The organism is Aeromonas sp. JL9 (genome assembly GCF_024436075.1).
Taxonomy (GTDB): Bacteria; Pseudomonadota; Gammaproteobacteria; order Enterobacterales; family Aeromonadaceae; genus Aeromonas; species Aeromonas veronii.
In genome coordinates this window covers 180,838-196,436 of record NZ_JANFNV010000001.1, presented here as the reverse complement: position 1 = coordinate 196,436, position 15,599 = coordinate 180,838, and the positions used below count along the sequence as shown (strand labels likewise).

Genomic DNA, 15,599 nt, shown 5'->3' with positions numbered 1-15,599 from the left:
GCGTTCCAGGGAGATGGAACCGGGCCAAGGCCCGACCAAACAAGAATCCCATTTTCCTAGATGACAGGAACAACGTATGTCTGACATGAATATTGCAGCTGATGGTCGTTTAGCCAGCAACACCTCCCGCGGCGTCAACAAGGCCGATGTGGTCTGGATGCTGGGTCTGTACGGTACCGCGATCGGTGCCGGTGTGCTCTTCCTGCCAATCAACGCCGGTGTAGGTGGCCTGTGGCCGCTGGTTGCCATGTTGATCCTGGCGCTGCCGCTGACTTTCTTTGCTCACCGTGGTCTGACCCGCTTCGTGCTGTCCGGCTCTACCCGTGATGGCGACATCACTGAAGTAGTAGAAGAGCACTTCGGCAAGACCGCAGGCAAATTCATCACCCTGCTCTACTTCTTTGCCATCTACCCGATCGTGCTGATGTATTCAGTCGCCATAACCAACACCGTCGAGAGCGTGATTGTTCACCAGCTGGGCATGTCTGCACCTCCCCGTGCCGTTCTGTCACTGGCCCTGATCCTCGGTCTGATGGCGGTTGTTCGTCTGGGCGGCCAGGTTATCGTCAAAGCGATGAGCGTGCTGGTATTCCCGTTCGTGCTCACCCTGATGGGTCTGGCGTTCTACCTGATCCCGCACTGGAACGGTGCCATCATCACTGAAGCTCCGGCCCTGTCCGACGCCTTCAACGGTGACTTCATCAAGACCCTGTGGCTGGCTATCCCGGTAATGGTGTTCTCCTTCAACCACTCCCCGATCATCTCCTCCTTCGCGGTGGACAACAAAGGTCGTTACGGTGAAGGTGCCGAGAAGAAGTGCAGCAACATCCTGCTGGGCGCCCACGTCATGATGGTGATGACCGTTATGTTCTTCGTATTCAGCTGCGTACTGAGCCTCTCCCCGGCTGACCTGGCTGCTGCCAAAGAACAGAACATCTCCATCCTGTCCTACCTGGCCAACCACTTCGATAACCCGGTTATCGGTACTGTGGCTCCGCTGATCGCCATGGTTGCCATTAGCAAATCCTTCCTGGGTCACTACCTGGGGGCGCAAGAAGGCATGAACGGCCTGATGGCCAAGGCGCTGCGCGAGAAGGGCAAGAACGTTGACACCAAGCAACTGAACAAAGTCACTGCCGTGTTCATGATCCTGACCACCTGGGCCATCGCTACCATCAACCCTAGCATCCTCGGCATGATTGAAGACCTGGGCGGCCCGATCATCGCAATGCTGCTGTTCCTGATGCCGATGTACGCCATCACCAAGGTTCCGGCCATGCGCAAATACGCTGGCAACATCAGCAACGGCTTCGTGACCATCATCGGCCTGATCGCCATGTCCGGTATCATCTACAAGCTGATTGCCTGATAACGCCGGTTACCAAGTTGAATGAAGAAGCCGCCTCGCAAGAGGCGGCTTTTTTTATGGCTGTTTGGGGCGGCGAGCGGATGCGGTATCGCTACTTCATCAGCTTCTTCACCTCGTCACTGGCCAGTGCCTTGTTGAATTTGTCCCGCGCCTCTTTCCCCTTGGCGGAGTTGGTAAAGCAGACGTGGAGAGACTTGTCCTCGAGGATCTTGCCGTTGAAGCCGAGGTTGGCGGCAACGTCCTTGAGTTGGGGATCGCTCTCCAGCAGATAGGTCATCACATTCTGGTCGATGACCGCCAGATCGAGCCGACCGTTGCCGAGCTTGAGCAGGTTCTGGCTGTCCGAGCTGGTGGCGTCAGCCGAGAGCGCCTTGCTGGCCACTTTTTCGTCGAACTCGGTGGTATTCACATAGCCGGTGACGACACCAATTTTCTTGCCCTTGAGGTCATCAAGGCTCTGCCAGGTGACCGGCTGATCGGCTCGCTGGGCAAAGCCGAGAGGGCCGTTACCTATGGGGTCGGAGAAGAGGCAACTACTTTTGGGGTCGAGATACTCGGGGAAATAACCCAGTACCTCGGGGTTGTTGGTCGCCTCGTCCACGGCCCGTTGCCAGGGATAGAACTTGATGGTCAGCGGGTCGCCAGCCAGGGCAAAGGCTGCGGTCACCACCTGACTGCTCTTGCCCTGTTCAGGGAGGCTGGCGCTGGTGTAAGGGGGCCATTCAAGGCTGGTCAACACCGCCGCCTGCGCGGCCGTCATGCCGAACAAGGGAAGAGTGGCCAGGGCGAGGTGCTTCCATTTCAGGCTCATAGAGATAACTCCTTGTGGTCAAACACCCTTAAAGATAGCCCCCGGTGTCGATTGCAGATGCCGGCCATTGCTGACCGGCATCCGTGCCATCTATTTGTTGTCGATATTCTCCGACTGCCAGAGGGCATAGCCCTTGCCAGAGGCAGTGGTGGGCAGATCAATCTGCATCAGGTCGTTGCCGATGACGAAGGGGCCCGTGTAGCGGGCACGCAGATCCTGCGCCAGATCTTTGACTCTGATCTTGCCGTTGAGCCCGATGTGGCTAAACACGGTCAGCGCTGGCTTGGCTTCGTTCATTACCCGGGCAGCCTGCTCTGGGGAGGCGAGGTGACCGGCGATCGCCTTGTAGCCAGGGTTGGCCTTCATCTGTTCGGCAGAGGTCATGGAGACGCAGTGCACCAGCAGATCGGCTCCCTTGGCCTCTTTCACCACCTGCGGGCTGTAGCGGGTATCGCCGGAGAGCACCACGCTGTGGCCGTGGTAGTCGATGCGATAGCCGAATGACGGCTTGATGTTGACCCCGTGGTCGTTGTCAAAGGCGGTTACCTTGACCCCGTCATGGTTGTAGATCACCCCGGCGGTGACCTCGTGGCTGTTGATCTCCACCCCGTCCAGCGGCGTTCCCTCATCCTTGACCCGGGTGGCGATGTCAGTGGCGTAGGCCTGCTGCAAGCCACGGGCGAGGGCGGTGGTGCCTTTGGGGCCGTAGAGTTCCATCGGCGCGTGGCGCTGGCCATAGGCCGGTTGCAGCCAGCCGGTCAGCCAGAGATCCGCCAGCCCGTTGGTGTGGTCGGAGTGAAAGTGGGTGAGGAAGAAGGCGTTGACCCGGCCGATGGGGATATGCAGCTGCCACAGGCGAGTGGCGGAGTTGCGGCCAAAATCGAACACCAGCTTCTGGTTGCCCGCTTCGACCAGGGTGCTGTAACCGCCCCGGCTGATCTGGGGTACCGGAGTGCCGGTGCCGAGCAGGCTGACCCGAAAGATATCGTGCCGGGCTTGAGTTGCTGAGGCTGGGGCGTGGTTGCTGATAAAGCTGCTTTCGGCGGCCTGACTGGCGCCGCTGGCCAGCAGACCGACCAGTAATGCGGCCAGATAGGTGCTTTTCATGGGAATTTATCCTGTGGGGAAGGGACGGCATCACTGTATTGGTAACTAAAAGTTGAATAAATTGGCTAAAATCCATTTCTTACTAAACTTTTGGTTGTGAATCGGGGCTCGGTAGCGGGTCGTGTTACTCAGGAACGAACAAAGGAGCGGTTGTGGACCGATTGACCAGCATGCGTATCTTCACCCGGGTGGTGGATCTCGGCTCCTACAGCGCGGTGGCGAGCGAAGAGGGGATCAGCGCCCAGATGGTGGGCAAGCATGTGCTGGGACTGGAGCAGTGGCTGGGGGGCAAGCTGTTTCACAAGACCACCCGCCAGCAGACTCTCACCGAGCTGGGCCAGCTGTTTTTGGCTCGCTGCCAGCGGGTGCTGGAGGAGCTGGCACTGACCGAGTCGCTCACCCAGAATCTGCTGGCCGAGCCGGCCGGCCGGCTGCGCATCGCCGCTCCCCTCAGCTTTGGCCACCACCGGCTGGTGCCGCTGCTGCCCGCTTTTCTCGACCGCTACCCCAGGCTGGATCTGGATCTGCAGCTCACCCCGCGCTGGGTCGATCTGGTGGAGGAGGGGTTCGACGCCGCCATCCGCACCCTGCGCCCGCAGGATGAGGCGCTGATTGCCCGTCCGCTGCTGACCCAGCACTACCGGCTCTGCGCGGCGCCCGACTACCTCAATCGCCACGGCGTGCCCCGTCATCCGGCCGATCTCGCCCGCCACCAGTGTCTGCACGGCAACTGGGGCGAGCACGAGCGTTGGCAGTTTGTCGGGGGCGATGGCCAGAGCGAGGAGGTGCGGGTCGCATCGCGCCTGCGCATCAACCACTGGCCGGCGTTGCTGACGGCGGCACTGTCCGGGGCCGGCATCACCTTGCAGCCCGCCGAACAGGTGCGTGACCATATCGCTGCAGGGCGTCTGCTGCCGCTGCTTGGCAACTATCAGAGCCCGGCCAAGACCCTCTACTTCATCTATCCGGCGGCGCGGCGGCAGGTGCTCAAAATCACCCTGCTGGGGGATTTTCTGGCCGAATCCCTGCAAGCTGAGCCCGAGCCTGAATAAAAGGCCGCATATTCTCGCCACCGCGCTTAACCATCGTGCTTAACAAAGGGGCGGGGGAGGCCTAACATGGCGGGATGTTTTTCTAGTCGGGACAAAAGGATATGTCTGGGTTGAAAAAGGATCTCGGGCTCTGGCAGGGGATGGGGCTGCTCGCCACCTCGCTGCTCGGCACCGGGATCTTCGTGGTACCGGCGACTGCCGCCTCGCTGGCGGGTGGGGCCTCGCTCTGGGCCTGGTTGCTGCTGATTGCGCTGGTGCTGCCCATCGCCTTTACCTTCGCTCGCCTCGGCCGTCGCTATCCCCATGCGGGCGGCGCGCCGCACCTGATCGGCCTCGCCTTTGGCAACGGCGCCGAGCGCTTCTCCGCCTTCCTGTTTCTGGCGGTGCTGCCGGTGGGGCTGCCTGCCGCCCTGATGATTGCCGCCGGCTTCTGGCACGCCCTGTTCGAGATGGGGGAGTGGACCCTCTGGGCCATCCAGCTGCTGACCCTGCTCGGGGTCTTTCTGCTGGGGCTGCGCGGGGCGCGCTCCTCCGGCAACCTGCAGCTGTTGATAGCTCTGGCTATTCTGGGGCTCACCCTGCTGATCTGGTTCAAGGGGGAGGTGAGCTGGCGCGATGCAGCCCGGCCGCTGCCGAGCGCGGACGAGTGGCCCGCCATGGCTACGGCGCTGGCGGTGATGTTCTGGTGTTTCGTCGGGCTGGAAGCCTTCGCCCACATGGGGGAGGAGTTCAAGCGGCCGGAGCGGGACTACCCCATCGCCCTGCTCGGCGGTGTGCTGCTGGCGGGGCTCATCTACTGGGTACACTCGCTGGTAGTGCTCAAATATGGCCTCTACGGCGATGAGGCGAAAAATGCCACCGCCATCCCCTCCCTGCTGGCGCTGCTGTTTGGCCCCACCGCCAAGTGGCTGGTGGCGGTGCTCGGCTACCTCTCCTGCTTTGCCAGCATCAATATCTACATTCAGGGCTTTGCCCGGCTGATCTGGAGCATGGCGCGGGAAGGCAAGTTGCCCCCCTCGCTGGCCGTGCTCACCGCGCGCGGCGCGCCGCTGCGGGCGCTCACTCTGGTGCTTGCCATCTGTCTGCTCTGTATCACCCTGATCATCTGGCTGCGACTGCCGCTCGATGAGCTGATCCGCTACGCCAACGGCAACTTCGTGCTGGTCTACCTGCTCTGCATGGCGGCGGGCTGGCGTCTGCTCGGCGGGGTGGGCAAGGGGCTGGCGGGGATAAGCGTGCTGCTCTGCGCTCTGGTGCTGGTGGCGCTCGCCACTCAGGTGCTCTATGCGGTGGTGCTCACTCTTGGCTACGGTTGCTTCTCCCTGTGGCGGCGCAGACGCCGGCTGCTGACCTCTGACGATATTTGCGCCATCAAGTAGCTCCCGAAAAAAGCCCCGCAGTGCGGGGCTTTTTGATATGGGCATAATGGATGCTCATATGGGTCATTAGTCAGCGCGCTTTTTGCCAAAATCCCCCTGTTGGATCAACTCATCGGTGATTTGTCGGCAAAAAAAGTGGGATCCGGCTCTCGTTTTGCTTAAAGTGACTCTTTTCCGGCTCAGCCCGGAATGCCCGCAAGGATGCCCTTCAGACGTCAACAGGATGGCCTGGCCAGACTGGCTCACAGAGATGTTACTGCTTCGGTTCTCTTCTCCTCTGTCGCCCTTGCGTGACAGCGCTTCGTTCCGTTCAGTCAGCCCAGGTCCTGCGTCACTCTCATCGAGCATTGTCTCCATCTGCTGCGAGTGAATCATGAGCGAATCGGTTTTTGAGATCCATGACTGGACCCTGAGCGTTGACGACAACACGCTCTGCCGTCCCGACCGCGAGGTCTACCTCGAACCCCGGCTGGTCAACCTGTTGCGGTTTCTGGCCCGCAATGCCGGCACCGTGTTTGGTCGCGATGCCCTGATCAACGAGGTGTGGGACGGCGCCGAGGTGACCGATCAGGTAGTGACCCAGTCCATCTTCGAACTGCGCAAGATCCTCAAAGATGGTCGCACCGACGCGACCGACTATATCGTTACCGTGCCCAAGCGTGGCTACAAGCTGGTAGCGCCGGTACGGCCGCAGCAGGAGCTGGTCGCTGCCGAGGAGCATGCGGTCTCCTCTGCCAATTCCCAGCTTAATCCGACCCTCTCCGATCTCAGTCCGCCCGCTGAGGATGAGCCACTCGCCAATGTGGCCCCTTTTCCCGCCGGGCCCCTGACCCGCGCCATCTCCACCCATGCCAAGGATGCTCGCAGCCGCTGGAAGATGGTGAGTTTCGATATCTTCGTTGCCATCGTGCTGATCGCCATTGTCAGCATGCTCAGCTACCAGCACACCAGCCCCCAGGTGCATGCCATGCTGGATCCCAATCTGCTGGTGTTCCGCTTCCACTCCGGTATGGATGACAACAACGAGAACGTGCGCCTCGCCGATGGCATTACCCGAGCCCTGATGGGGGAAGTGGCGGTGGCTACGCCGCTGCGGGTGCAGTATGGTGCCACCACTCTGATGGGGGGCATCATGCCCGGCAAGGAGCTGAGTGTGCGGGTCACCCGCCAGCCCCGTGGCACCTATCTCGATCTGGAGTATCGCAATATCAACACCAACCGGGTGCTGTTCAGCCATCAGTACCAGCTCAGTCGCCACAGTGTGCACGGCGTGTTGCAGGCCAGCAGCCAGGATCTGCTGCGCGCCCTCGACCAACCCGATGCCGAGCCGGGGATGGGTTGGCCGACAGATGATGCCTCCCTGATGGCGATGATGGAGGCGCAGTACTACATCAACAGCCGGGATCCGGTCGCCCTCAAGCGCGGCATCGATCTGCTGGAGCAGGCGCTGATTGCCCATCCGGATCAGCCGCTGCTGTTGGCGGAGCGCTATCTGGCGGGCGAGGCGTTGGCCACCCTTGCGGGCAAATCCGAGAGCGAGCGGCTGCAGGGGATTGGCACTCATCTCGCCAGCGTGGTGCAAAACAGCGGCGCCCTGCCAGCCCGGGTGTGGGAGGCGTTGACCCTGCAGGCGATCCTCAACGGGCAGCAACAGCAGGCCAACTATCTGCTGGAGAAGGCGGCGAGTCGCGGCCGCTCGGTGCTCTATTACATACTGCAGGGCAAGCTGGCGGAGCTGGATGGTCGCCCCGAGGCGGCGGGTGATGCCTACAGTCAGGCCTTCCTGATGGAGGCGACCGAGCAGACCTATCTGCTCTGCCAGCAGCTCGGTTTCTACAGCAATATGGAGAGCCTCACCCCGGCTCTGTTCAATGCACTGGGCCAGAGCAAGGTGAAGCTCTTCTAACACCGCAGTTTTGGTTTTCCCCCGGTCGGTGCGGTTGCCGACCCTATCCACAGGCTGCCTTCGGGCGGCCTGTGCGGTTTCTGCTTGTTTCAATCCTGCTTGTTTGCCACCGGGGATAGTCGTTCTGGTGCGGCCCGATTTATCCCCCGCAGCTCTCCACTATCCCCATTTGCCTTATCGCGGTATTTGCGGCACTCGCGTTTGTTCAGCTTCACACCGAGCGTGCAGCTTGTGACATCTGCTCATGGTTGGCGACGGGATAAGCTGTCTGTCATGACTCATTTCTCATTGCTTACCGGTTATCGCCGTTGCGCTTTAACTCTGAGTTTGGATTGTGATGAGCCGAGCGAAGGGGAAAGCAGGAGGTGAGCGGCCACTCAGGGTGATGATCCGCAGGGCTTCCAAATGGCCGCAAGGGCAGGGGGCGCAATGGAAGCTGCTTTATCGCGGGTTTATCTGGCCAAAAATATCAAGACGGCGAGATAAGGGGGTTATCAAGGGGCCAAAATGGGGCGGAAGGATATCAAGGTTTTATCAAGGTGGCGGTGTGACCTGATGTCAATTGACTGTTTTTAAATGGTTTTTATCAAAAACAATGAGACAGCGAAAAAAGTTGGCTCATATTTTTATCCGTTAGCTGGTCTTTATGTTTTCCGGGGATGAGAGGCCTAGTCTGTGCCCATTCTTTGGCGGGGCGTTCCGCCAAATGTGTATGTGACGACCCGACCTTTTATAGAACCGGAGATCTTATGTCCCTAGATACGAGCAAGAAGATTGGCCTTATCGCCTGTACAGGTGTGGTGGCCGGCAACATGATGGGGAGTGGTATTGCGCTGCTGCCTTCGGCACTGGCCACCATCGGCTCCATCTCTGTCTTTAGCTGGGCAATCTGTCTGGTAGGCGCCATGGGCCTCGCCTTCGTCTTCGCCCGCCTTGCTACCAAGAACCCGCAAGAGGGTGGCCCCATTGCTTACGCTGGCGAGATCTCTCCGGTGTTCGGTTTCCAGACCGGTGTGCTCTATTACCACGCCAACTGGATCGGTAATTTGGCCATCGCCATTACCGGCGTCTCCTACCTCTCGGTCTTCTTCCCCATTCTCAATAGCCCAATTCCGGCCGCCGCAGCCACCATCGCTGCCGTCTGGATCTTCACCTTCGTCAACCTGCTTGGCGGTAGCTGGGTGAGCCGACTCTGTACCCTGGGTCTGGTGCTGATCCTGCTGCCGGTTGTCGGTACTGCGGTGATGGGTTGGGGTCATTTTGATGCCACCGTCTACAGCCAGAACTGGAACACCACCAGCGGCAGCGACCTGCATGCGGTCATCAGCGCCGTGCTGATCTGCCTCTGGTCCTTCGTCGGTGTTGAATCTGCCGCCGTCTCTTCCGGCATGGTGAAGAACCCCAAGCGCACCGTACCGCTCGCTACCATGCTGGGTACCGGTATCGCCGGTGTTATCTACATCCTCTCTACCCAGGTGATCAGCGGCATGTTCCCGGCCGGTGAAGTGGCTGCCTCCGGCGCCCCGTTTGCCATGGCCTCTTCCGCCATCTTCGGTAGCTGGTCTGCACCCTTCGTCTCTGCCTTCACCGCTCTGGCCTGCTTCACCTCGCTGGGCTCCTGGATGATGCTGGTGGGCGAGGCGGGCAAGCGTGCCGCCAACGACGGCAACTTCCCGAAAATCTACGGTGAAGTGGACAAGAACGGCGTAGCCAAGAAGGGTCTGATCCTGGGCTCCCTCAAGATGACTGCCCTGATGGTTGGCCTGACCGCCTTCACTTCCCAGTCCGCTCACGCTGCCGATCTCTTCAACGTGCTGACCACAGATGCTGTGCTGCTGACCATGCTGCCCTACTTCTACTCCAGCATTAACCTGATCCGCTTTGAAGGCATGACCTCTCGCAGCATCGGCGCCATGATCTTCTCCGGTGTGGCCTGCGTCTTCTGTCTGGTAGCCCTGATGGGTGCCAAGGGTTCCAACCTCACCGCTACCTTCGTGGTGTCGCTCATCATCCTGATGTTCTACGCCAAAAAACTGGGTCTGCGTCAGCACGATGCCCTGCTGAACGAACAACCCAGCAACTGATTTCCCCTTTTATCTTCCGAGCGCTCTTCACTCACCATCCCTGATGGAGAGCGCCCCTTTACGTGTGGAGCATTACGATGAATATCATTGCCATCCTCAACCACCTGGGCGTTTTCTTTAAAGAAGAACCCATTCGCCAGCTGCAAGCCTCCCTCGAGCGCAAGGGTTTCGAGGTTGTTTATCCGGTCGACGTCGCCGACCTGCTGAAACTGATTGAGAAGAACCCCCGCGTTTGCGGTGCCATCTTCGACTGGGACAAATACTCTCTGGGTCTGTGCAAGGAGATCCACGATCGCAACGAGAAGCTGCCGATCTTCGCCTTCGCCAACGACCAGTCCACTTTGGATATTCACCTGACCGACCTGCGTCTGAACGTGCACTTCTTCGAGTACCGTCTCGGCATGGCTGACGACATCGCCCTCAAGATGGGTCAGGCCACTCAGGAGTATCAGGACGCCATCCTGCCGCCGTTCACCAAGGCACTGTTCAAGTACGTGGAAGAGGGTAAATACACCTTCTGTACTCCGGGTCACATGGGCGGTACCGCCTTCCAGATGAGCCCGGCCGGCAGCATCTTCTATGACTTCTACGGCCCGAACGCGTTCAAGGCTGACGTCTCCATCTCCATGCCGGAGCTGGGCTCCCTGCTGGATCACTCAGGTCCGCACAAGGAAGCCGAAGAGTACATCGCCCGTACCTTCAACGCCGATCGCTCCTACATCGTTACCAACGGTACCTCCACTGCCAACAAGATCGTCGGCATGTACTCCGCGCCTGCCGGCAGCACAGTGCTGGTTGACCGTAACTGCCACAAGTCGCTCACTCACCTGATGATGATGAACGACGTGACGCCGATCTACTTCCGTCCGACCCGCAACGCCTACGGCATTCTGGGTGGTATCCCGCAGAGCGAATTCAGCCGCGACACCATAGCTGCCAAGGTTGCCGCGACACCGGGTGCCCAGGCTCCCCGTTACGCCGTCGTTACCAACTCCACCTATGATGGTCTGCTCTACAACACCGGCTTCATCAAGGAAGCGCTGGATACTCCTTACATCCACTTCGACAGTGCCTGGGTGCCTTACACCAACTTCAGCCCGATCTATGAAGGCAAGTGCGGCATGAGCGGTGAAGCGATGCCGGGCAAGGTGTTCTACGAAACCCAGTCCACCCACAAGCTGCTGGCGGCCTTCTCCCAGGCCTCGATGATCCACATCAAGGGGGACGTGGAGGAGGAGACCTTCAACGAAGCATTCATGATGCACACCTCCACCTCGCCGCAATACGGCATCGTGGCCTCTACCGAGATCTCTGCTGCCATGATGCGTGGCAACACCGGCAAGCGTCTGATCAAGGACTCCATCGATCGCGCCATCTCCTTCCGCAAAGAGATCAAGCGTCTGCGTGATCAGAGCGAAGGCTGGTTCTTCGACGTATGGCAGCCGGACAACATCGACACCGTCGAGTGCTGGAAGCTGGATCCGAAAGATGATTGGCACGGCTTCAAGGACATCGATGACAACCACATGTACCTGGATCCGATCAAGGTCACCCTGCTGACCCCGGGTATGGGTCGTGACGGCCAACTGCTGGAGAAGGGCATTCCTGCTTCACTGGTCTCCAAGTTCCTGGACGAGCGCGGCATCGTGGTCGAGAAGACCGGCCCCTACAACATGCTGTTCCTCTTCTCCATCGGTATCGATCAGTCCAAGGCGATGCAGCTGTTGCGCGCCCTGACCGAGTTCAAACGTGGTTATGACCTGAACCTGACCATCAAGAACATACTGCCGAGCCTCTATCGTGAAGACCCGAGCTTCTACGAAGGGATGCGCATTCAGGAGCTGGCGCAGCGCATTCACGAGCTGACCAGCAAGTACCGTCTGCCGGAGCTGATGTTCAAGGCGTTCGACGTACTGCCGGAGATGAAGATGACTCCGCACGCCGCATGGCAGCAAGAGCTGGCCGGCAACGTGGTGGAAGTGCCGCTGCGTGACATGGTTGACCGCATCAGCGCCAACATGATCCTGCCGTACCCGCCGGGAGTTCCGTTGGTACTGCCGGGCGAGATGGTGACCCAGGATTCTCTGCCGGTGCTCGAGTTCCTCGAGATGCTGTGCGAGATCGGTGCCCACTACCCGGGCTTCGAGACCGACATCCACGGCCTCTATCGTCAGGCCGATGGCAGCTACACCGTCAAGGTGCTGCGTTAATCGACAGTGACAACAGTCGAAAGTGACAACAACGGGCCGCAAGGCCCGTTTTTCCCTCCGGAATTCCTGTTCTTATTGCGTGAGTCGCCAATCATGAAGCGAGTGCTCTCCATTCAATCCCACGTAGTCTTTGGCTGTGCCGGCAACAGTGCCGCCGTCTTTCCCATGCGTCGCCTCGGGATCGAGGTGTGGCCGATGAACACTGTGCAGTTCTCCAATCACACCCAATACCGCGAAGGCTGGCAGGGGATGGTGATGCCCGGCGGTCATATCCGTCAGCTGGTAAACGGCCTGGCGGAGATCGGTGTGCTGGCCCAGTGCGATGCGATCTTGAGCGGCTACCTCGGCTCGGCCGAACAGGGGGAGGAGATCCTGGCGGCGGTGGCCCGGCTCAAGGCACTCAATCCGGCCACCCTCTATTTTTGTGATCCCGTGATGGGTCACCCCGACAAGGGGTGCATAGTGGCACCCGGCGTCGCCGATTTTCTGAAACATCGGGCACTGGCTTGCGCCGATATGCTGGCCCCCAATCTGCTGGAGCTGGAACAGCTCACCGGCCGCGATATCCGCAATGTGCCGGAGGCCATCGAGGCGTGCCAGCAGCTGCGCGCGCAAGGGGTCAAGCTGGTGATGGTCAAGCATCTGGGCAAGGCCGGCTTTGCCATGGACCGCTTCGAAATGCTGCTGGTGTGCGAGGAGGGGAATTTTCACCTCTCCCGCCCGCTCTACCCTTTTGCCCGCCACCCCATCGGGGTGGGGGATCTGCTGAGCGCCACCATGCTGGCCAATCTGTTGGCCGGTTGCACCCCGGTAGCGGCGTTCGAACGTACCAACGCCAGCGTCGATGCAGTGCTGGCTCGCACCTGGCTGGCGGGGGCCTACGAGCTGCAACTGGTGGCGGCCCAGCACGAGATGGCGCTGCCGCAGGTCTCCATTCGGGCGACCCGCCTCTAGGCTATTTGCGTCAACAGCAGAAACAACAAAGCCCTGATCATCAGGGCTTTTTATATTTCAGATTCGGGGAGAGGGCTTAGTCTTGCGGGCTTTTGAGCGCCTTGACCACATCCTCTTTGGGCTCCAGCTCCTTGACCTGATTGAAGATCTCCAGCTCCCCCTGCGGGCTGACGGTGTAGGCATCGGCATCCTGATAGCTGCCGCTGCCGGCGCTCTCGATGATGACCACCAGCTCGGGCTGCTTGTCGCCATTCAAATCGACCAGTTTCAGCTCCCGGATAAAGCCGTTGCGGGCCATCACCTTGCCATCCAGAAACTCATCCAGTGGAAATTGGGCGTTCTGACCCGAATAGAGTCGCACGTCATAGCTGCCGATGGAGGCGGGTTCACCGGCCCCCTGCGCTACCCTGAGCACCTGCCCGGAGGGGAGGGTCAGTTGCTTGCTAAATCCCTCTTCGGCTTGTGCTTGCGCCGCCAGCGGCAGGGCCAGCAGCCCTGCCATGATCAATGCTCTGTTCATCTTGCAACCTCTTGCTGTCTGTTGAGGGCGGGCTCCCGGGGAGCCCGCCGTGATGTTGCTACCAGATCTTCACCCGCTTCTGGGGCGGCAGATAGAGCTTGTCCCCCGGCTGGATGTTGAATGCCTCGTAGAAGGCGGGAATGTTCGGCACTACGCCGTTGACCCGGTACTCGGGCGGCGAGTGGGGGTCGGAGCGCAGCAGCATCTGCATCAGCTCTGGGCGATACATCCCCTTCCACACCTGCGCCCAGCCGAGGAAGAAGCGCTGCTCGCCGGTAAAGCCGTCCAGCACCGGCGCCTCCTTGCCATCGAGCGACAGCTCGTAGGCCTTGTGGGCGATGGTGAGGCCGCCCAGATCGCCGATGTTCTCCCCCAGGGTGAACTGGCCGTTGACGAACTGACCGTTGATCGGCTCGAAGCGGTTGTACTGGGCCACCAGACGGCTGGTGCGGAAGCGGAACTCCTTGAGATCCTGCGGTGTCCACCAGTCGCGCATCATGCCGTCGCCGTCGGATTTGGCCCCCTGATCATCAAAACCGTGGCCCATCTCGTGGCCGATCACCCCGCCGATGGCGCCGTAGTTGACCGCATCATCCGCCGTCATGTCGAAGAAGGGGGGCTGCAAAATGGCCGCCGGGAAGACGATCTCGTTGTTGCTCGGGTTGTAGTAGGCGTTCACCGTTTGCGGCGACATGTGCCACTCGTCCCGGTCGACCGGTTTGCCGAGGCGCGCCAGACTGTCTGCGTATTCAAAGGCTTGCGAGCGTTGCAGGTTGCCCACCAGATCATCCGGTTTGATGGCGATGGCGCTGTAATCCTTCCACTTGTCGGGGTAGCCGATCTTGGGGCGGAACTTGGCCAGCTTCTCGAGTGCCTGCGCCTTGGTCTCGGGCGACATCCAGTCGAGCTCCTTGATGCTCTGGCCGTAGGCGGTGCGCAGGTTCTCCACCAGCTGCTCCATCCGCTCCTTGGCCGCAGGCGGGAAGTAGCGGGCCACATAGAGCTGGCCGACCGCTTCACCCAGATGATCGTTCAGCACCCCGAGCGCCCGCTCCCAGCTGGCCCGCTGCTTGGGCGTGCCGCTCAATGTGGTGCCGTAGAAGGCGAAGTTGGCGCGGTCGGTCTCGCTGTCGAGATAGGGGGCGTAGTCGGTCAGCAGTTGCCACTTGAGGTAGGCCTGCCAGTCGGCGATGGGGGTCTGGGCCATCACCTGATCCAGCGCGCTCAGATAGGTCGGCTGACCGATGATGATCTCCGGCTGGCCAGCAATGCCCGCGGCATTGAGATAAGCCTGCCAGTCGAGATGAGGGGCGAGCCGTGCCAGTTCACTGGCGGGGCGCTTGTTGTAGTTCTTCTCCCGATCCCGCAGGGCCACGTTGTCCCACTGGATGGTGGCGAGCCGGGTTTCGAGGGCCAGAATCCGCTTGGCCTTGCCGCTCGGGTCAGATTCCCCGAGGCGGCTCAGCATGGCGGCGATATGCTGCTGGTACTTCTGGCGCAGGGCCTGACTGTCGGGATCCTGCTTGAGGTAGTAGTCCCGATCCGGCAGCCCCAGGCCACCTTGATAGAGGTAGACCGCATAGCGGTCGGGGGACTTGGCATCGGCGTCGATCCAGATGCCAAACGGCGCGCCGCCGCCCATGCGGCCACTTTGGGCAAAGGCGCGGGCCAGCGCGGCCTGATCACCGATCCGGTCGATATCGGCCAGCGCCGGTGCCAGCGGGGTGAGCCCCTTGGCGTCACGGCTAGCCTGATCCAGATAGCTGGCGTAGAGATCGCGGATCTGCTGGGTCGGCGTGCCGGTGGCGGCCTCCTGCTTGGCCAGCCCCTCGACCAGCACCCGCACATCGGCGAGGGATTTGTCCCGCAGCATGTAGAAGGCGCCATCGGCGGGGCGATCGTCGGGGATCTTGGCGGTGGCGAGCCACTTGCCATTGACGTAGCGGAAGAAGTCATCGCCGGGTTTGACCTGGGTGTCCATATTGGCCAGCGCCAGCCCGGAGTGTTTGGGGGAGTCTTGCGGTGCCTGACTGCAGCCAGCCAGCAGGGCCAGTCCAATCAGGCCGGCCAGTAAGCTTTTCTTATTGTTCATCTTGTTTGATTCCAATTCCGATTGTTTGCTTCCCTGCCCATCTTCCTTGCTCCAACCGGTTGTGCGGCCGCCTTGAGGCCAGCTTGGTGGAGAGGGCGGGCGAGCCTCACTCTAG

The 15,599-nt window shown here is 60.6% G+C and carries 11 protein-coding genes; 7 read left to right on the top strand and 4 right to left on the bottom strand.

The genetic code is table 11. The features are described from left to right. The first annotated feature begins 76 nt into the window (after positions 1 to 76). The gene (locus tag NOM06_RS00935) at positions 77 to 1,369 is read left to right on the top strand and encodes an HAAAP family serine/threonine permease (protein WP_005338498.1); all 1,293 of its coding nucleotides are present in this window, start codon (positions 77 to 79) and stop codon (positions 1,367 to 1,369) included. A 91-nt stretch (positions 1,370 to 1,460) separates the two neighbouring features. Here NOM06_RS00935 and NOM06_RS00930 read toward each other — a convergent pair whose 3' ends face one another. Continuing rightward, positions 1,461 to 2,180, bottom strand: coding sequence for an ABC transporter substrate-binding protein (locus NOM06_RS00930; protein WP_021229181.1), 720 nt, complete (start codon positions 2,178 to 2,180; stop codon positions 1,461 to 1,463). 90 nt (positions 2,181 to 2,270) lie between these two features. Further along, complete coding sequence (locus NOM06_RS00925; RefSeq protein ID WP_255909224.1) at positions 2,271 to 3,287, bottom strand: MBL fold metallo-hydrolase; 1,017 nt, start codon at positions 3,285 to 3,287, stop codon at positions 2,271 to 2,273. Positions 3,288 to 3,439: 152 nt separating this feature from the next. Between NOM06_RS00925 and NOM06_RS00920 the strand changes: the two genes are divergently transcribed. From NOM06_RS00920 to pdxY, 6 genes are all read left to right on the top strand, one after another. Further along, a complete protein-coding gene (locus NOM06_RS00920; protein ID WP_167564664.1) occupies positions 3,440 to 4,339 on the top strand; it encodes a LysR family transcriptional regulator in 900 nt (299 codons plus the stop codon). A gap of 101 nt (positions 4,340 to 4,440) precedes the next feature. Continuing rightward, entirely contained in the window at positions 4,441 to 5,718 is a 1,278-nt protein-coding gene (gene yjeH / locus NOM06_RS00915) for an L-methionine/branched-chain amino acid transporter (RefSeq protein WP_255909222.1), read from the top strand. Positions 5,719 to 6,091: 373 nt separating this feature from the next. Beyond that, positions 6,092 to 7,624 (top strand): lysine decarboxylation/transport transcriptional activator CadC, encoded by a 1,533-nt coding sequence (gene cadC, locus NOM06_RS00910; protein WP_255909220.1) that lies wholly within the window; start codon positions 6,092 to 6,094, stop codon positions 7,622 to 7,624. Positions 7,625 to 8,373: 749 nt separating this feature from the next. Then, complete coding sequence (cadB, locus tag NOM06_RS00905) at positions 8,374 to 9,708, top strand: cadaverine/lysine antiporter (protein ID WP_100646560.1); 1,335 nt, start codon at positions 8,374 to 8,376, stop codon at positions 9,706 to 9,708. A gap of 77 nt (positions 9,709 to 9,785) precedes the next feature. Further along, complete coding sequence (locus NOM06_RS00900; protein ID WP_042055201.1) at positions 9,786 to 11,918, top strand: lysine decarboxylase CadA; 2,133 nt, start codon at positions 9,786 to 9,788, stop codon at positions 11,916 to 11,918. Between the two features lie 93 nt (positions 11,919 to 12,011). After that, entirely contained in the window at positions 12,012 to 12,872 is an 861-nt protein-coding gene (gene pdxY / locus NOM06_RS00895; RefSeq protein WP_255909209.1) for a pyridoxal kinase PdxY, read from the top strand. 76 nt (positions 12,873 to 12,948) lie between these two features. On the opposite strand, the gene NOM06_RS00890 is transcribed toward pdxY, so the two are convergent. Together NOM06_RS00890 and NOM06_RS00885 are read right to left on the bottom strand one after the other, a co-directional pair. Beyond that, entirely contained in the window at positions 12,949 to 13,392 is a 444-nt protein-coding gene (locus NOM06_RS00890) for a PliI family lysozyme inhibitor of I-type lysozyme (protein WP_255909207.1), read from the bottom strand. A 58-nt stretch (positions 13,393 to 13,450) separates the two neighbouring features. Beyond that, positions 13,451 to 15,484 (bottom strand): M13 family metallopeptidase, encoded by a 2,034-nt coding sequence (locus tag NOM06_RS00885; protein ID WP_255909205.1) that lies wholly within the window; start codon positions 15,482 to 15,484, stop codon positions 13,451 to 13,453. Positions 15,485 to 15,599: the final 115 nt, after the last annotated feature.